The organism is Actinophytocola glycyrrhizae, from assembly GCF_042653545.1.
GTDB lineage: Bacteria > Actinomycetota > Actinomycetes > Mycobacteriales > Pseudonocardiaceae > Actinophytocola > Actinophytocola glycyrrhizae.
Window position 1 is genome coordinate 532,675 of the sequence record NZ_JBHSIS010000022.1, and the last position, 17,579, is coordinate 550,253.

At 72.5% G+C, this 17,579-nt stretch carries 17 protein-coding genes; 8 read left to right on the plus strand and 9 right to left on the minus strand.

Annotation, left to right across the window (positions count from 1 at the left end; all coding sequences use genetic code 11):
* Positions 1-19 precede the first annotated feature (19 nt).
* Complete coding sequence (locus ACFPCV_RS33570; protein ID WP_378061188.1) at positions 20-946, plus strand: ROK family glucokinase; 927 nt, start codon at positions 20-22, stop codon at positions 944-946.
* A gap of 246 nt (positions 947-1,192) precedes the next feature.
* On the opposite strand, the gene ACFPCV_RS33575 is transcribed toward ACFPCV_RS33570, so the two are convergent.
* The gene (locus ACFPCV_RS33575; RefSeq protein ID WP_378060940.1) at positions 1,193-1,654 is read right to left on the minus strand and encodes a hypothetical protein; all 462 of its coding nucleotides are present in this window, start codon (positions 1,652-1,654) and stop codon (positions 1,193-1,195) included.
* 240 nt (positions 1,655-1,894) lie between these two features.
* Between ACFPCV_RS33575 and ACFPCV_RS33580 the strand changes: the two genes are divergently transcribed.
* The 5 genes from ACFPCV_RS33580 (at position 1,895) to ACFPCV_RS33600 (ending at position 7,392) form a co-directional block, all read left to right on the plus strand.
* A complete protein-coding gene (locus ACFPCV_RS33580) occupies positions 1,895-2,665 on the plus strand; it encodes a lysophospholipid acyltransferase family protein (RefSeq protein WP_378060941.1) in 771 nt (256 codons plus the stop codon).
* 20 nt (positions 2,666-2,685) lie between these two features.
* Positions 2,686-3,189, plus strand: coding sequence for a polyadenylate-specific 3'-exoribonuclease AS (locus tag ACFPCV_RS33585; protein WP_378060942.1), 504 nt, complete (start codon positions 2,686-2,688; stop codon positions 3,187-3,189).
* A 100-nt stretch (positions 3,190-3,289) separates the two neighbouring features.
* Positions 3,290-4,315, plus strand: coding sequence for a 6-phosphofructokinase (locus ACFPCV_RS33590; protein ID WP_378060944.1), 1,026 nt, complete (start codon positions 3,290-3,292; stop codon positions 4,313-4,315).
* Between the two features lie 158 nt (positions 4,316-4,473).
* Complete coding sequence (locus tag ACFPCV_RS33595) at positions 4,474-5,844, plus strand: amidase family protein (protein ID WP_378060946.1); 1,371 nt, start codon at positions 4,474-4,476, stop codon at positions 5,842-5,844.
* Between the two features lie 159 nt (positions 5,845-6,003).
* Positions 6,004-7,392 carry a class II 3-deoxy-7-phosphoheptulonate synthase gene (locus tag ACFPCV_RS33600; protein ID WP_378060948.1) on the plus strand — a complete coding sequence of 463 codons (1,389 nt, stop codon included), beginning with the start codon at positions 6,004-6,006 and terminating at the stop codon, positions 7,390-7,392.
* A gap of 106 nt (positions 7,393-7,498) precedes the next feature.
* Here ACFPCV_RS33600 and ACFPCV_RS33605 read toward each other — a convergent pair whose 3' ends face one another.
* Positions 7,499-9,640 (minus strand): Stk1 family PASTA domain-containing Ser/Thr kinase, encoded by a 2,142-nt coding sequence (locus tag ACFPCV_RS33605; RefSeq protein WP_378060949.1) that lies wholly within the window; start codon positions 9,638-9,640, stop codon positions 7,499-7,501.
* Positions 9,641-9,765: 125 nt separating this feature from the next.
* On the opposite strand from ACFPCV_RS33605, the gene ACFPCV_RS33610 reads away from it, so the two are divergent.
* Positions 9,766-10,137: an Rv2175c family DNA-binding protein gene (locus tag ACFPCV_RS33610; protein WP_378060950.1), complete on the plus strand. Its 372-nt coding sequence runs from the start codon at positions 9,766-9,768 to the stop codon at positions 10,135-10,137.
* On the opposite strand, the gene ACFPCV_RS33615 is transcribed toward ACFPCV_RS33610, so the two are convergent.
* The 7 genes from ACFPCV_RS33615 to ACFPCV_RS33645 all read right to left on the minus strand — a co-directional run bounded on the left by ACFPCV_RS33615 (position 10,119) and on the right by ACFPCV_RS33645 (position 16,566).
* Positions 10,119-10,793 carry a MauE/DoxX family redox-associated membrane protein gene (locus ACFPCV_RS33615; protein ID WP_378060952.1) on the minus strand — a complete coding sequence of 225 codons (675 nt, stop codon included), beginning with the start codon at positions 10,791-10,793 and terminating at the stop codon, positions 10,119-10,121. The two genes, ACFPCV_RS33610 and ACFPCV_RS33615, sit on opposite strands and share 19 nt — an antisense overlap.
* Positions 10,793-11,071, minus strand: a complete 279-nt coding sequence (locus ACFPCV_RS33620) for a hypothetical protein (protein WP_378060953.1) — start codon at positions 11,069-11,071, stop codon at positions 10,793-10,795. The genes ACFPCV_RS33615 and ACFPCV_RS33620 overlap by 1 nt, the downstream gene beginning before the upstream one ends.
* 18 nt (positions 11,072-11,089) lie before the next feature.
* Entirely contained in the window at positions 11,090-11,479 is a 390-nt protein-coding gene (locus ACFPCV_RS33625) for a hypothetical protein (RefSeq protein WP_378060954.1), read from the minus strand.
* 97 nt (positions 11,480-11,576) lie between these two features.
* Positions 11,577-12,470: a phytoene/squalene synthase family protein gene (locus ACFPCV_RS33630; RefSeq protein ID WP_378060956.1), complete on the minus strand. Its 894-nt coding sequence runs from the start codon at positions 12,468-12,470 to the stop codon at positions 11,577-11,579.
* Positions 12,467-13,864, minus strand: coding sequence for a hypothetical protein (locus ACFPCV_RS33635; RefSeq protein WP_378060957.1), 1,398 nt, complete (start codon positions 13,862-13,864; stop codon positions 12,467-12,469). The genes ACFPCV_RS33630 and ACFPCV_RS33635 overlap by 4 nt, the downstream gene beginning before the upstream one ends.
* A gap of 68 nt (positions 13,865-13,932) precedes the next feature.
* Positions 13,933-15,453 carry a phytoene desaturase family protein gene (gene crtI, locus ACFPCV_RS33640; protein ID WP_378060958.1) on the minus strand — a complete coding sequence of 507 codons (1,521 nt, stop codon included), beginning with the start codon at positions 15,451-15,453 and terminating at the stop codon, positions 13,933-13,935.
* Positions 15,454-16,566, minus strand: coding sequence for a polyprenyl synthetase family protein (locus ACFPCV_RS33645; RefSeq protein WP_378060959.1), 1,113 nt, complete (start codon positions 16,564-16,566; stop codon positions 15,454-15,456).
* An 80-nt stretch (positions 16,567-16,646) separates the two neighbouring features.
* Here ACFPCV_RS33645 and ACFPCV_RS33650 point away from each other — a divergent pair, with 80 nt between their 5' ends.
* Positions 16,647-17,579, plus strand: coding sequence for a methylenetetrahydrofolate reductase (locus ACFPCV_RS33650; protein WP_378060960.1), 933 nt, complete (start codon positions 16,647-16,649; stop codon positions 17,577-17,579).

Sequence of the window (17,579 nt, forward strand, 5' to 3'; positions counted from 1 at the left end):
GGCCAGGACGACCATCGGGGTGGACATCGGGGGGACGAGCGTGCGGGCCGGGGTGGTGGACCGGCACGGCAACGTCCTCGACACCGCGCGTGCGCCGACACCCGCCGGTGAGGCCGCGCTGGAGGACTCGATCGTGTCGGCGGTGTCCGGGCTGCTCGGCGGCAGGCACCGGGTGACCGGCGTCGGTCTGGCCGTGGCCGGGTTCGTGACCACGGACCGCAGGTCGGTGCTGTTCGCGCCGCACCTGGCGTGGCGCGACGCGCCGGTCGGCGACCGCATCTCGAAGCGCCTCGGGCTGCCGGTGGTGCTGGAGCACGACGCGAACGCGGCCCTGTTCGGCGAACACCGGTTCGGCGCCGCCCGCGGTGCCGGTGTGGTGCTGCTGGTCGCGATCGGCACCGGCATCGGCGGTGGGCTGCTGTTGAACGGTGAGCTGTTCCGCGGCGCGCACGGCGTCGCGCCGGAGCTGGGTCACCTGCGGCTCGTGCCGGGCGGGCGCGCGTGCCCGTGCGGCAAGCAGGGGTGCTGGGAGCGCTACTGCAGCGGCACCGCGCTGTCGACGACGGCGATCGAGCTGCTGGCCCGGCACCGCGGCCGGTCGACCGTGCTGCTGCGGGACTCGGCGGACGCGCGGGCGATCACGGGCAGGAAGGTCGCGGCTGCGGCGCGTGAAGGTGATCCGCTCGCGCAGCACGCGATGTCCGAGCTGGCCAGGTGGCTCGGCGAGGGCCTGGCGATGGCCGCCGACATCTACGACCCGGAGGTCGTCGTGATCGGGGGCGGCGTCTCCGAGTCGGCCCCGCTGTTCCTTGACGACGCCCGCGACCACTACAAGAAGATGATCACCGGCGCGGGCTACCGCCCACTGGCCCGCATCCGCACCGCCCAACTGGGCGACGACGCGGCCCTGGTAGGCGCAGCAACCCTGGCAGCCGACACCTGCTAACCCCCAACCCCGCGAGTCCCCGTTTCAAAACCCGCGAGTCCCCGTTCCGGGACCCGCGAGTCCCCCGTTCAGGACTTGCGAGTTCCCCGTTCAGGACCGCCGAGCCGACGGTTGGCGGTGGCAGTCCCAGGTCCCGAACCGGCAACTCACCGGTTCCGAACCGGGGACTCGCGGGTCCCGGAACGGGGACTCGCGGGTTCTGAAACGGGGACTCGCGGGGTTTGGTGGGGGGTGTGTGTTGGGTGGTCAGATTTGGGCGCCGTTGTCGTGGGGGCCGGGGTTTTTCGGGGTTCGGCGGGCTCGCATCAGGAGCATGAGGCCGCCGCCCGTGATCGACAGCAGGGCGATCGGGGTGGCGACCTGGGCGTTCAGGCCGATCAGGGTCGGGATGATCAGCAGGACCACCCCGATCAGGATCAGCACCAGCGCCACGATCGTCAGCGGGCGCAGCTTCGGCAGGGGCGGGGGCTCGGGCGGGACGTAGTGCTCCTCGTCGGTACCCCACGACCAGTCCCAGTCGGCTTCGTGGCCGCGCCACGCCTGCGCGGGCTCCACCGGATGGGTCACCGCCGGGGTCGGCGCCGTCGGGGTGTCCGGCTCGTCCGAGGGCTCGTCCAGGTCCGGTATCGCCTGGCCGACGCCTTCGCGTTCCAGGTCCGCCACGATCTCCGCGAACGCGGCGTCTACGTCGTCAGGCCGGTCGGACACCCAGGCCTCCTCGGTGGGCGTGCAGGCGAGCAGAGGTGCTTACAGGCCATGGTCGCACGAACTCGGCCGACCATGGCCGGATCTCTCGTCCATGTTTACTCGTTGGGTACCGTGGGCGTCCGGGTGAGTTAGTCCTGTTACATGTTCCGACATTCGGGTGGCGAAGCATTGTGCGCGTCCGCCACCCTTCGTACGCTCGACAAACGGCGGGAGCCGCGGCGAAAGGGAGGCACGGGACCGGTGCTGTACTTCTGGATGAAGTGGGTGTTCCTGGGGCCCGTGCTCAGACTCTTCTTCCGCCCCGAGGTCGAGGGTGGCGAGAACATCCCGGCCGATGGCGGCGCGCTGCTGGCCAGCAACCACCTCGCCGTCGCGGACTCGTTCTTCCTCCCGCTGATGCTCTCCCGCCGCGTCACGTTCCCCGCCAAGCTCGAGTACTTCACCCAGCCCGGCGTGAAGGGCAAGCTCAAGAAGTGGTTCTTCACCGGCATGGGCCAGATCCCGATCGACCGGTCCGGCGGCGCCGCCGCACAGGCCGCGCTGGACACCGGCATCCGGCTGCTGCGTGAGGGCCACCTGCTCGGCATCTACCCGGAGGGCACCCGTTCCCCGGACGGCCGCCTCTACAAGGGCAAGACCGGCCTCGCCCGCATGGTGCTGGAGTCCCGCGTCCCGGTCGTCCCGGTCGCGATGTTCGGCACCGACAAGGCCAACCCCATCGGCTCGAAGATGTGGCGCCCGCACAAGATCCGCATCAAGATCGGCAAGCCGCTGGACTTCTCCCGGTACGAGGGCCTGGCGGGCGACCGGTTCGTCGAGCGCTCCATCACCGACGAGATCATGTACGCGCTGATGGAGCTGTCCGGCCAGGAGTACGTGGACATCTACGCGGCGAAGGCCAAGGAACTGATGGCCGAGGAGCAGAACGGCAGGCCGGCGACGCTGCCGACGCAGGAGCGCCGCACCGCCGGCCGTGACGCCGACCGGATCCCCGAGACCGAGGCCGGCTGACCCACCACTAACCTCGCCGGGTGCGGTTCTTCTACGACACGGAATTCATCGAGGACGGAACGACCATCGACCTGGTGTCGATCGGTGTCGTGGACGAGCGGGGGCGGGAGTTCTACGCTGTCTCGACGGAGTTCAACCCGGACAAGGCGGGGCAGTGGGTGCGGGACAACGTGCTCGACAAGTTGCCCTCGCCCGCCGACCAGGCCTGGTGCGACCGTGCCACGATCCGCGACCGCCTGCTGAAGTTCCTGAGCCAGGACCGGGAACGGGTCGAGCTGTGGGCGTGGTTCGCCGCGTACGACCACGTCGCGCTCGCGCAGCTGTGGGGTGACATGCCCGCGTTGCCGAGGGAACTGCCGCGCTTCACCCGCGAACTGCGCCAGCGGTGGGAGGACGTGGGCAAACCGTCGCTGCCGCCACCGCCGACCGACGCGCACGACGCGCTCGCCGACGCCCGCCACAACCTCGCGCGCTGGCGGGTGATCGAAGCGGAACGCCTCAGGCGAGGGTTCCCGGCCAGTTAGCCCGCCCTCCTTGCTGCACCGATACAGAGGATGGCACGCTACGGGCTGACAAGACCCGTACAGGACCCGTGCTCCAAGGGCCGGATGGAGGATCGAGCACATGCGCGTCGGTTTGCTCACAGGTGGCGGTGACTGCCCAGGACTCAACGCGGTCATCCGCGCCGTGGTCCGCAAGGGCATCGAGGCCCACGGTTGGGAGACGGTCGGGTTCCGCAACGGCTGGCAGGGGCCGATCGAGGGCCTGGTCAGGCCGATCGGGCTCGACGACGTCGAGGACATCCTGACCAGGGGTGGCACGATCCTCGGTTCGTCGCGGACCAACCCGTACAAGGTCGACGGCGGCGTCGAGCGGATCAGGGCGACCCTCGCCGAGCACGGCGTCGACGCGCTGGTCGCGATCGGCGGCGAGGACACCCTCGGTGTCGCGAAGCGCCTGACCGACGACGGCATCGGCGTGGTCGGCGTGCCGAAGACCATCGACAACGACCTCGGCGCCACCGACTACACGTTCGGCTTCGACACCGCGGTGCACATCGCGACCGAGGCCATCGACCGGCTGCGCACGACCGCCGAGTCGCACCACCGTGCGCTGGTCGTCGAGGTCATGGGCCGCCACGCCGGCTGGATCGCGCTGCACTCCGGTCTCGCGGGCGGTGCGAACGTCATCCTGGTGCCCGAGCGCCAGTTCTCGGTCGACCAGGTCGTCGCCTGGGTCGAGCGCCGGTTCGAGCGCGAGTTCGCGCCGATCATCGTCGTGGCCGAGGGCGCGCTGCCCGAGGGCGGCCAGGAGAAGCTGCTGACCGGGGAGAAGGACGCGTTCGGCCACGTCCGGCTCGGTGGCATCGGCACCTGGCTCGCGGAGGAGATCGCGGAGCGGACCGGCAAGGAGTCGCGTGCGGTCGTGCTGGGCCACACGCAGCGCGGCGGCACCCCGACCGCGTACGACCGCGTGCTCGCCACCCGGTTCGGCCTGCACGCCGTCGACGCGGTGCAGGACGCCGACTTCGGTGTGATGGTCGCGCTGCGCGGCACCGACATCGTGCGCGTGAAGCTGTCGGAGGCGACCGCGGAGCTGAAGACGGTGCCGCTGGAGCGGTACAAGGAGGCGGAAGTCTTCTTCGGCTAGTCCGCCTCCCCGCGTTCAAAAGCGTGGGTCCCGACCCAGCGACACCTGCGGACCGCAGGCGGTTGGTGGCTGGGTGCCGTCACGTTCCCCTGAGGTAGCTGCTGACCAGACGCGAGTCTCAGCGCAAGTATTCACGGGACAGGTCCTAGTCTTTCCACATGGACCTTGACGAGCTGCTCTGGTCGGGCGCGGACGCGCAGGCCGCCGCACTGCGCGACGGCACGGTGTCCGCGCCCGACCTGCTCGAGGCGGTGCTCGCCCGCCTCGAACAGGTCAACCCGGCGCTGAACGCGTTTCGCGTGGTCTACACCGAACAGGCGCGGGAGCAGGCCGCCGACGCACAGCGGCGGCTCGACGCCGGGGAGCGCACGCCGCTGCTCGGCGTCCCGGTCGCTGTGAAGGACGACCTGGACGTCGCCGGGGACGTGACCGCCATGGGCGGACGCCCGCAGTTCCCGCCCGCGGCGGCGGACGCGCCATCGGTGGCGCGGCTGCGCGCGGCCGGCGCGGTGCTGGTGGGGCACACGAACACGCCGGACCGGTGTCTGTGGCCGTTCACCGAGACGCTCACGAACGGCGCCACCCGCAACCCGTGGCACCTCGACCACACGCCGGGCGGCTCGTCCGGCGGCTCGGCGGCGGCGGTGGCGGCCGGTGTCGTCGGCGCCGCGACCGGCTCGGACGGCGGCGGCTCGGTCCGCGTCCCCGCGAACTTCTGCGGCCTGTTCGGGCTCAAGACCACCCGCGACCTGATCGACATGGGCGAAGAGGAGCACTGGCACGGCCTCGCCGGTGTCGGCCCGCTCGGCCGCCGGGTCGCCGACGCGGCCGCGATGCTGGACGTGCTCGCCGACGAGCCGGGCGGCTACCGCGAGGCCGTCGACGTCGACCCGGGGCCGCTGCGGATCGCGCTGTCGTGGCGCACCCCGCTTGGTCCGACGATCATCGAGCGGCAGCGGAAACAGGCCGTGCTCGACACCGCGGACCGGCTGCGCGCGCTCGGCCACACCGTCACGGTGGCGGAGCCGCCGCTCGGTGCCCGGCCGACCCCGCAGTTCCTCGTGCGCTACCTGCGCGGGGTGGCCGACGACGTCGCGCTGCTGCCGCACCCGGAGTGGCTGGAGCCGCGCACGCGCCGCATCGCCGCGGCGGGCCGCCGGGTGCCGGACTCGGTGCTGGCACGCGCCCGCGCCGCCGAGGCCGGGCTCCACCAGCTGATGGCCGGGTTCTTCGGCGACCACGACGTGATCCTGCAGCCGGGGTGGACGGGGCGGCAGCCGAGGGTCGGCCGGTTCCACGGCAGCGGCGCATCGCACACGCTCGCCGCGGTGTCGCAGGGCATCGCGTTCTTCCCGACGTGGAACGTGCTCGGCTACCCCGTGGCGGCGCTGCCGGTCGGCTTCGACGAGATCGGGCTGCCGATCGGGGTGCAGCTGATCGGTCCCGCCGGCGCGGAGGCGACGCTGTTGTCGCTGTCCGGCCAGTACGAGCGGGCCCACTCGTGGACGGGGCGCCGACCGGAGCTGTAGCGACGGGCTCGTCCCAGATACTGGTCGCCATCGTGGCCAGCACCGCACGGGAAGCTGCGGCAAGCGGATGTTCTCCCGGATCGTGGGAATCCGGCGCACGATCGGGGGGTGGCCGCTGTCGGCGTGAACCGGGCTGACCGGCCCGGCTACGCTGGAGTGGTGAACTGGACCGTTGACGTGCCGGTGGACACGCTTCCCGAGCTCCCGCCGCTGCCGCCGGCACTGCGTGCCCGTCTCGACGACGCGCTGTCCCGGCCTGCCGCGCAGCAACCCGAATGGCCGGACCGCGAGCAGGTGCACCAGGTGCGCACGCTGCTGGAGAGCGTGCCGCCCATCACCGTCCCCAACGAGATCGACCGCCTCCGCGACCGGCTCGCCGAGGTCGCCCGCGGTGAGGCGTTCCTGCTGCAGGGCGGCGACTGCGCCGAGACGTTCGTCGACAACACCGAGCCGCACATCCGCGGCAACATCCGCACCCTGCTGCAGATGGCCGTCGTCCTCACCTACGGCGCGAGCATGCCGGTCGTGAAGGTCGGCCGGATCGCGGGGCAGTACGCCAAGCCGCGCTCCAACACCACCGACGCGCTCGGCCTCCCGGTCTACCGCGGCGACATCATCAACTCGCTCGTGCCCAAGCCAGAGGCCCGTGTGCCCGACCCGGGCCGCATGATCCGCGCGTACGCCAACGCGGGTGCGGCCATGAACCTCGTGCGCGCCCTCACCGCGGCGGGCATGGCGGACCTGTCGAAGGTCCACGAGTGGAACAAGGACTTCGTCAGCAACTCGGCCGCCGGTGAGCGGTACGAGGCGCTGGCCACCGAGATCGACCGCGGCCTGCGGTTCATGCAGGCGTGCGGGGTCGAGGACTCCTCGCTGCACAGCACGGAGATCTTCGCGAGCCACGAGGCGCTGCTGCTCGACTACGAGCGCGCGCTGCTGCGCATGGACACCAGGGGCCCCGACCCCAAGCTGTACAACCTGTCGGCGCACTTCCTGTGGATCGGCGACCGGACCCGCCAGCTCGACGGCGCGCACATCGCGTTCGCGGAGCTGCTGTCCAACCCGATCGGTCTCAAGATCGGCCCGACCACCACACCGGAGCTGGCGGTCGAGTACGTCGAGCGCCTCGACCCGCACAACACACCCGGCCGCCTCACGCTGATCTCCCGCATGGGCAACGGCAAGGTGCGCGACGCGCTGCCGCCGATCATCGAGAAGGTGCAGGCGTCCGGGCACCAGGTGATCTGGCAGTGCGACCCGATGCACGGCAACACCCACGAGTCGTCCACCGGCTACAAGACCCGCCACTTCGACCGGATCGTCGACGAGGTCCAGGGCTTCTTCGAGGTGCACCGCCGACTCGGCACCCACCCCGGCGGCATCCACGTCGAGCTGACCGGCGAGGACGTCACCGAGTGCCTCGGCGGCGCGCAGGACATCTCCGACGCCGACCTGGCGGGCCGCTACGAGACCGCGTGCGACCCGCGCCTGAACACCCAGCAGTCGCTGGAGCTGGCGTTCCTGGTCGCGGAGATGCTCCGCAGCTGACCCCGTGCCCCTGAAGCGCGTCTTCGGGACGGGAGACCGTCCCGAAGACGCGCTTCAGGGTGAACGACGCTTTCGGGACGTGGCTGGTGTCCCCTTTCCGCGCAGGTCAGGGGATCGCCCAGATGGTGACCTTCGAGTTCGGCTCGACCTTGCTGCCGGGGGCCGGGCGCTGGCCGATGACCCGGCCGTTCCCGCCGCTGAAGGCATGGATCTCCGCCTGCAGCTCGAGTTGCGCCAGCATCGCCGTGGCCTCGTCGGCGGAGCGGCCGCCGACGTCGGGCACGGTGACCGCGGTGGACACGTAAACGGTGACGGTCTTGTCGTCGCCCTCGAGCTTCGAGCCGATCTCCGGGTCGGTGCGGACGACGCGGCCGCCCTCGACGTCCGGGGAGAACTCCGGCGGGCCCTCGACCGGGCTGTAGCCCAGGGCGGTCAGCTCCTGGAACGCCTCGTCCTTCGTCTTGTTGCGCACGTCGGGGATCGGCTTGGGCTCCGGACCCTTGCTGAGCACGATGACCACGCGCGCACCGAGCTCGAGCTCGGTGCCCGGCTGTGGCGTGACCGAGACGACCTTGCCCTTCTCGACCGCTTCGTCGTACCGGTTCTGCCCGTCGTCGCGGTCCGGGCGCAGGCCCTGTGCGCGGATCAGGTCGGCGACGTCCTCCGGGTCGGCGCCCGCGCGCACCTCCGGCACCTTCGGCTTGCCGAGCGAGACGTACATGGTGACCGCGTCGCCGCGCAGGATCTCCGTGCCGTCGGCGGGGTCGGTCCTGATCACCGTGCCCGCCTGCACGTCGTCGTGCCGTTCGGTCTGCACCTGCGGGTCCAGGTCGTTCGCCAGCAGGGTCCGCTCGGCGTCGTCGCGTGCCATGCCGGCCACGTCCGGCACCGCGCGGTACCGGCCGGAGGTGAACCACCAGGTCGACGTGCCCACCAGCGCGAGCACCAGCACCCCGACGACGCTCCACAGCGCGATCATCCCGCCGCGGCCCGTGGGCTCGGGTGCCCGCCGCGGCGGGCGGTTGCGTGGCGGGGGTGGTGGCGGGGCCACCTGCGGCTGCTGTGCCGGGAAGCGGCCGGAGGCGGGCGGCACGTACTCGGTCGCGGCGGCGCTCGCGCGGTCCAGGTCGGTGCGCAGCATCGCCCGCGTGCCCTGCGGGCCGACCGGCCGGAACCCGCCGGGCGGCGCCTGCCGCACGATCGTGGCTCCCGACGGGGCCGCCTGGGACATGGCGGGCGACACGACCGGGGCGTTGCGGACGGTCTGTTCGGCCTCGCCGATGTCCAGCACCCCGGAGCTGTTGCCGATCATGGCCGGGGACACCGGCATCGTGCGGTCCGCGATCGTCGGCGCGGGCACCGGCACCACGACGCGGGGCGCGCCGGTCAGCACGCGCAGCTTCTCGATCTCGGCGAGGAACGCGGCACCGTCCACCGGCCGCAGCGCGGCGTCGCGCCGGGTGGCGCGCACGACCAGGTCGTCCAGCTCGGGCGGGATGCCCTTGGCCAGCGTCGACGGGGCGGGCACGTCGTCGTTCACGTGGCGGTAGGCGACGGAGATGGCGTTGTCGCCGGTGTACGGCGCGGTGCCGGTCAGCGCCTCGAACAGGACGATGCCCGCCGAGTACACGTCGCCGGTCGAGGTCGCGTTGCCGGTCGTGACCTGCTCGGGGGACAGGTAGGCCACCGTGCCGAGGATGACGCTCGCACTGGTGGTCCCCGCGCTGTGGATGGCTCTGACCAGGCCGAAGTCGGCGACCTTGACCGTGCTGCCGCCCTCGCCGCCGTGCCCGATGAGCACGTTCTCCGGCTTGACGTCCCGGTGCACGAGACCGGCGCGGTGCGCGGCGGCCAGCGCGGAGAGCACCGGCTCCATGATCGCGAGTGCGGTCGGCACGTCGAGCGCGCCCCGCTCGTTGATCAGGTCGCGCAGCGTGCCGCCGTCGACGAGTTCCATCACCAGGTAGACGAGGTCACCGTTCGGTGACGTGTCAACGCCCTGGTCGTGTACCGCGACCACGTTCGGGTGATGAATCTTGGCCGCCGACCGCGCCTCCCGCTCGAAGCGGTCGACGAAGGCGCGGTCGTCCGCGAACCGCGCGTCCATCACCTTGATCGCCACGCGACGGTCGAGACGCGTGTCCAGCCCGCGGTACACCGAGGACATGCCACCGCGGGCGAGCAGCGCGTCGACCCGGTACCGCTGCTCCAGCAGCGCCCCGATCAAGCCGACTCCCCTTTCGTCCACGACCGTGATGGTACGGAGCCCGGCGTGACGGCGGGGCGAAGCGGTCGATTTGTGGGTCACGAGCGGATCACACGAGTGGAAAACAGTCTGCGCGGGAAGGCGGCACCTGTGGCATCGTTTGCGGTGTGAGTGCGATCCCCTCCGCCAACGACGTGCTGGGCCCCGAGATCGAGGTGCTGCCGCTGCCGGACGTGGCAGACCGGCTGGGCCTACCTGTGACCAAGGTGCGGCAGGCGCTGCGGGACGGTCAGCTGCTCGCGGTCCGCAGGGCCGGGGTGCTGAGCGTGCCGACACCGTTCCTCACCACCGACGGCCAGATCGTCAAGGGCCTGCCTGGCACGATCACCGTGCTCGCCGACGCCGGTTTCACCCCGGACGACATGCTGCGCTGGCTCTTCGAGCCGGACGACACGTTGCCGGGGGGCACCCCGATCGCCGCGCTGCGCGCGACGGGTGGCCGCGAGGTGAAGCGCCGGGCTCAGGCGCTGGCCTTCTGAGCCACCCCGTGCCGCGCCGCGTCGAGCGCGCGGTGCAGCCGAGCCTGCTCGGCGTCCGTGCCCACGTGGACGAACCCGGCCAGGAACACCACCCGCGCGAGCACCCGGCCACGGCGGGTCGGTGCGGCACGCCGCGCGAGCCTGCGCGCGACGCCCGCCGGCCGCACGGGCGCCACCCTGCCGCCCGCCGCCGCGGCCAGCGCCATCGCGACGAGCAGCACGGCCGCCCAGCCCAGCGCGGCCACGCTGAGGCCACGCGGCCAGCCCGCCACGGCCACGGACACCGCGGCGGCCGCCAGCACGCCGGTGCGTGCCAGCTCGGCGCCACCGGCGGGCCCCTCGGTCAGTGACGCCCAGCAGCCGCACGACGAACCGCGCCGCACGGCAGCGGCCACGAAACCGAGGAACCCGGCGAACGTGACCGCCAGCGCCACCCCGGTGACCGGGCCGCCGACGAACACGACAGCCGCCGCGAGCAGCAGCTCCCACGCGCCGAGCAGCCGCCCGTAGCGCAGCAGCGCGTGCGTGCTCCCGCGCGGCCCGAAGACGCGCCGCAGCGCCCCGGCGACATGACCGGGGCGCCACAGTTTGGGTGCGCCGGCGCTGACCAGCAGACCGGCCAGCGCGAGCGCGACCCCCTGCGTCACGGCGCTCATCACAGGTGGTCGTAGCAGTCCATGATCACGGCCATGATCACGCCGAGCCCGGCGCCCGCGGCCACCGCCGCGATGGCCTCGGCGGCCGCGATGCCGACCGCGGCCAGCGCCGCCTCCAGGTACACGCCGCCCCAGCGGGCGGCCGCGACCAGCATCGCCTTGACGTCCGGCGGCAACATCTTCCACAGGCCGGCGATCTCCTTGACGCCGTCCTCGCCGATCTGGGCGAGGATCTCGCCGTCCCGGCCCGCGCACGCGGTGAAGTCATCCCACGACATTGGTTCGCAACCTCTCCGTCACGCGGTCTGTTCGAGTGCCTGGTTGGTCGCCTGCAGCGACTCCTGCAGGGTCATGCTGTTCGCCGAGAACGCGCTGATCAGCGGGTCGCCCTCGGTCACCACGCCGACCTCCGGGTCGCCGAGCAGCGCGTCGCCGCCCAGCTTGGACAGGGCGTCCACGATCGCCCTGCTGTTCTCGTCGAGGCCCTCGTACCAGCTGTTCACGTGCATCGCGATCTGCTGGATGTAGGTGGCGTCCGCGGCTTCCGGCGCGATGGCGATGCCCTGCTGTGTGAGCGCGTCGACGAGCCCGGCACCACCTTCCGCGTTCCCGGTCGGCTGCCAATCGCTGCCGTCCCACCAGTAGTTGCCGTCATCGGAGAGCTGGGCTCCCTCTGGCACCGTCATGAAGTTCCTCCCACGGCGGCCGGCCACGACGTTCGTGGCCGTTGTGCAGGGAGGATGACTCGTCACGGGCCTGGCCGGGCAGTACTGCGCGACCGGCTCACCGGGAACCGCGTGCCACCCGAAAGGGCAGCGCACGGGTCAGTGCGGTCGCGGCGATCCGCAGGCGCCGGTGTGTCGGCACCACGACCCGCCTGCCCAGCACGTCGTAGTCGGCGTCGGCGATCTCGTCGAGGATGTGCCGGTACATGGCGCTCGCCGCGGCGATGCAGGGCCGCGACCGTGGTGCCAGCAGCGCGATGCCCGGCTCGGCGCGCCGGTAGACGGCGTGGGTGTGGGACACGAGGTGGGCGAGCGCGCGCCGGATCGGTCGTCCGGTGCGGCCCGTGCGGTGCGCGTGTTCCAGCATGGCGCGGTCGACGCCGAACGCCGCCAGCTCGTCGGCGGGCAGGTACAGGCGGCCGCGGTCGAGGTCCTCGCCGACGTCACGCAGGAAGTTGGTCAGCTGGAACGCCTCACCGAGTGCGGCCGCGTACGGCGCCGCCTCCTCCCTGGGGCCCTCGGTGCCGAGCACCGGCAGCAGCTGAAGGCCGATCACCCCGGCCGAGCCGTGCGTGTACTCGGCGAGGTCGGCGAAGGTGGCGTAGCCGGTGATCGTGAGGTCCATCCGCATGGACGCGAGGAACTCGGCGAACAGTGCCTCGTCGATGTCGTGGCGCCGCACGGTGTCGGTGAGCGCCAGCAGCACCGGGTGTGCGGGCGGCGCGCCCGTGAACGCCTCCGCGAGTGCCTTCTCGAGCGTGGTCAGCGCCTGCGCCGGGTCGACCGGGGCGACCGCGCTGTCGACGATCTCGTCCGCGAGCCGCGCGAACCCGTACAGGGCGTGCACCGACGGCCTGCTCGCGGCGGGCAGGAACCGGGTGGCGAGGAAGTACGTGCGCCCGTAGTGCGCGTTGATCCGGCGGCAGACCCGGTAGGCCTCCTCGAGCGTCACTTCGTGCAGCTCACCCACTGGCCTGCCGGGCAGGCGCCCTTCTCCTGCTTGTACTTGGTCACCAGCTGCGTCGCGAGCGCGTACGCCGACACCGGGTTCTCCGCGGTGGTGACGAGCGAGTACGTGCACACCGACTTGGTGGTGCCGAGGCAGCCGCGCAGTTGTTCCTTCGCCTGGTCGCGCCAGTAGCGGGCGGACACCACGCCGTACTTCCACACCCCGTCGGCGTAGCTGATCTCGTAGACCGCGTGCCCGCTCTCGCCCTCCTCACCGTTCGTGGCCTCGGCGGGTTTGGCCGCGCCGCGTTCCGCCAGCGGCTTGGCGTCCGGCGGGTCGGCGAGCGCGAGCGCGGTCCACACCGCGCCGTACGGGTGGCTGCCGGGCACCGAGTTGGCGCGCTGGTAGAAGCTCACCCATTCGGGGCTTTTGATCGCGCAGCTCATGGTGGCCGCCGCGCCGGGCTGGACGGGGCCGACGGTCTGCTCGCAGCTGCCGAGCGGCGCGTTGTCGCCGGTCCAGTCGGCCTTCAGGTGGACCTTCACGGCCTTCTTGGACGGGTTGGTGATGTCGACGATCAGCGTGCAGCTCGGTGCGCCGCACGCGTCGAACCGGTTGCCGCCCTGGGTGATGGTGGTGAGCGCGTCGACCGCGGTGCCGAGCTCGGTCTTCGCCTTGTTCGCGAGGTCGGTGTAGATCTTGTTGATGTTCGCGGACACGTCGGTGACGGCGACCGTGAGGTCGCGTGCCTTGGTGTTCTCGGCGCTGCCGATCTCGTCGAGCGCGAGTGCGACCACCCCGTGCGGCGCGTCCTTCGCGAGGTAGACCTTGCCGCCGTCGACGGGGATCTCGATGCCCTCGACGGTGGCGGCCGAGGTGGTCTCGGCCGGCAGCCCGCCGTCGGCGCCCTTGCCCGCCCTGCCCGCGGTCTGGCCGACCAGGTCCGGGGTGAAGATGTCGGCGAACTCGATGCCGAGCAGCACGGTCGGCAGCTTCACCCAGCGGTTGCCGAGCGCGGTGCCGTCACCGGAGCTGACGCCGAACCGGGCGGCCATCGCGGCCCAGAACTCGGGCGCGCCCTTGAGGTACAGGGTCTTGTCGAGCACCACGATCGTCGCGCCGAGCCCGTCGACGGTGATGGTGCCGAACACCTCGCTGGTGCTGGTCGCGGTCACGTCGACGGTGAAGTCGGAGCCGTCGGATGCCGTCAGCGTGCCCTGGTAGCGGGTCGCGGCGGACTCGGCGAAGCTCGTCAGCGCGGCCGCGGTCGCCTCGGCCGTGGTGAGCGGGCCGATCTCGACCCCGGACGGCGCGCCGCTGACCGCGTTCGTGCAGGCGGTCAGCGCGAGCGCGGCCGCCACGAGCATGGGCACCAGGCGGCGCGGCTTCCGAGTCATCGTTTCCATCCCCATCCCGGGCGCACGCTGTGGTCTGTTCGGCGCGGTCCCGGGAGGAGTATCGCAAGTCATCGCGCGGCGACGCGGGAGGATGACCTGACGGATCGATGACGTTGTGCGCCCGTTACCCGCTGCGCGGCCAGCCTGCCGGAGATGACGACCGGCGGGACGCCGACGCCGGGGGTGGTGCCGCAGCCCGCGAGAACCGCGTTCGCGACGCCGCGGACCAGGTTGCGCGGCCGGAACGGGCCGGTCTGGCCGAAGGTGTGCGCCAGTGAGAACGGGGTGCCGGCGGCGAGCCCGGCTCCGGCCCAGTCGGCGGGCGTGACCAGCCGCTCCACCTCGACCGCGTCGTCGAATCCGGTCAGGCCGCGCGCTGCCAGCACCTGGCCCAGCTCCGCCCGGTAGGCGGGCCCGACCCGGGCCCAGTCGATGCTGCCGGTCGCCAGGTTCGGGCACGGCGCGAGCACCGACAGCACCTCGCGGCCCGCGGGCGCGAGGGTCGTCTCGGTCGCGGTCGGGCGGGTGACCAGCAGCGACGGGTCGCTCATGAGCGTGCCCGCGCGCAGGATCTCGTCGAACGTGCGGTCCCAGTGCGCGCCGAAGAACACCGTGTGGTGCGCGAGCGCGGGCCACGTGCGGGTCACGCCGGCGTGCAGCACCACGGCGGACGGCGACCAGCGCGGCCGCAGCGGCCTGCATGGCGTCACGCCCAGCAGCCGGTAGCTGACCGGCAGGTCGGGGGTGAGCACCACCGCGTCGCACGGGATCCGCTCGCCGTGCGTGGTGCGCACGGCCGTGACCCGGTCGCCGGTGCGTTCCAGCCACGCCGCCCCGGTCCCGGTCCGCACGGACCCGCCCGCGTCGGTGGCCGCGGCGGCCATGGCCTCGGCCACCGCACCGACCCCGCCGCGCGGGAACCACACGCCGGCCACCGTGTCCATGTAGGCGATCACGGCGTACGCGGCGAGCGCCTCGGCGGGCGCGAGGCCCGCGTACAGCGACTGGAACGAGAACAGCCGCCGCAGCCGCTCGTCGGAGAGGAACCGGCCGATCCGGGGGCCCAGCCTGCCGAACCCGCCCATCGCGGTCAGGTGCGCGAGCCTGGGGCCGAGCAGGTCGAGCGGGGTGTCGAAGTTGGCGCCGATGAACGTGTCGCGCTGCACCCGGTACAGGCGCGTCAGCCACCGGCGCAGCCGCAGGTACCCGGCCGCCTCCCGGGGGCCGGCCACCCGGCGGATCTCCTCGGCCATCGCGTCGCCGTCGGTGTGCACGGCGATCGTGGAACCGTCGGCGAAGTGGGCGAGGTACGCCGGATCGAGCCGGGTCAGCCCGACCCGCTCCGCCAGCGACGAGCCGACCGCGGCGAACGCCTCGTCGATCAGGTCCGGCATGGTGAGCACGGACGCGCCGGTGTCGATGCGGTAGTCACCGAGCCGGTCGGCGCCCGCGCGGCCGCCGACGTGCGGCGCCGACTCCAGCACGGTCACCTCACGGCCCGCGCCGATCAGGTGCAGCGCCGCCGACAGCCCGGCGAGACCGGCGCCGACCACGACCACCCGGTCGGTGCGCCCGGGGAGCGAGCGCATTCAGCGGTCCCGCCGGGTGGCGGCGACCGCGAGGTCCGCGAGCCGGGTGCGGCCCGGCTCGGCGAGACCGGACGTGTCGAGCGCGGCCATCGCCGACACCGTGAGCTTCTCGATCCGCCGCTCCAGCTCGTCGACCGCGCCGACCTCGACCAGCAGGTCACGCACCCGCTCGATGGTCTCCTGCGTGAGGTCCTGGTCGCCGAGCGCGCGGCGCAGCAGGTCCGCGTCGGCGTGCCTGCCCGCCTGGTCGGCGTAGCCGAGCCCCAGCGAGACGAGCAGCGTCCGCTTGCCCTCACGCAGGTCGTCGCCGGCCGGCTTGCCGGTCACCTCGGTGTCGCCGTACACGCCGAGCAGGTCGTCCCGCAGCTGGAACGCGACCCCGATGTCGGTGCCGAACGAGCGGACCGCCGCGGTCGTGTCCGCGTCGGCGCCCGCGAGCGCCACCCCGAGGTGCAGCGGCCGCTCCACGGTGTACGCGGCGGTCTTCAGCCGGGCGACGCCAAGCGCGCGCTCCTCGGACTCGTCGCCCTCGGCCTGCGCCAGCACGTCCAGGTACTGGCCCGCGAACATCTCCGCCCGCATCGCGAGCCACGGCTCCCGGGCGGCACCGCGCATCCCGTCGGACAGCGGCGCGCCGGTGAACATGTCGTCGGCCCACGCGAGCGCCAGGTCGCCGAGCAGGATCGCGGCGGCCATGCCGAACCGTTCCGGTTCGCCCAGCCAGCCACCCGCGCGGTGCGCGTCGGTGAACCGGACGTGCACGGTCGGGCGGCCCCTGCGCAGCTCGGAGGCGTCCATGAGGTCGTCGTGGACCAGCGCGCACGTCTGGATCAGCTCCAGCGCGCTGACCGCGGTGAGCACGGCGTCCGCGCGTCGCCCGGTGCCCGCACCGCCGGCGGCGCGCCAGCCCCACCACGCGAACGTCGGCCGGATCCGCTTGCCGCCGCGCAGCGCGAAGTCGGAGAGGGTGTCGACGGCGGTCGCGAACGTCTGCGCCTGCTCCGGCAGATCGGCGCGGCGCTCGGCGAGGTAGGCGCGGAGGATCGTCTCGACGTGCAGGTGCACGGCGCTGTCGATGTCCTCTTCCAGGCGCTCGGGGGTCACGCTGACCATGGTGCGTGTTCTGGCCGCGGAACGCACCGGCGGGGGTGGGTGTCGAGGGTATCTGTAGGCAGAGTCACTACCCTGAGTGCATGACTTCGGTGATGGCCCGCATTCCCGGTGACCGGCCGGTGTTCTCCGTCGAGTTCATGCCGCCGCGCGACGACGCGGACGAGCTCCGCCTGTGGAACGCGATCCGTTCGCTCGAAGGCCTTGACCCGGCGTTCGTGTCGGTGACCTACGGCGCGGGCGGCTCCAGCCGCGACCGCACCATCAGGACCACGGGTCGCGTGGTGACGGAGACCACGCTGGTGTCGATGGCGCACCTGACCGCGGTGGACCACTCGGTGGCCGAGCTGCGCAACGTCATCGGCTGGTACGCCTCACTCGGCATCCGCAACGTGCTGGCGCTGCGCGGCGACCCGCCCGGCGACCCCAACGGCGAGTGGGTCAGGCACCCCGACGGGCTCTCCTACGCCGAGGAACTGGTGCGCCTCGTCCGTTCGCTCGGTGACTTCTGCGTCGGGGTGTCGGCGTTCCCGTACGGCCACCCCCGCTCAGCCGACCTCGACGAGGACACCCGCTACCTGGTCCGCAAGCTCCGGGCGGGCGCCGACTTCGCCATCGCGCAGCTGTTCTTCGAGGCCGACGACTTCCTGCGCATGCGGGACCGGGTCGCCGCCGCCGGCTGCGAGACGCTGCTCCTGCCCGGCGTGATGCCGCTGACCACGCCGAAGATCCTGAGCAAGACGGTCGAGCTGTCCGGCGCCGACGTGCCCGCGTCCGTGGCGGCCCGCCTCGACCCGCTGGCCGGGGACGCGAAGGCCTTCCGCGAGGAGGGCATGAACGTCACGACCGAGCTGTGCGAGCGGCTGCTGGCCGAAGGCGTGCCGAGCCTGCACTTCTACACGTTCAACCGGTCCAAGGCGACGAAGGAGATCGTGGTCGACCGCCTCGGCCTGGCACCGGGCCGGTCCCAGCTGCGCCCGGCGGGCGGCGACCTCCCCGCCGTGGCAATGCCCTGA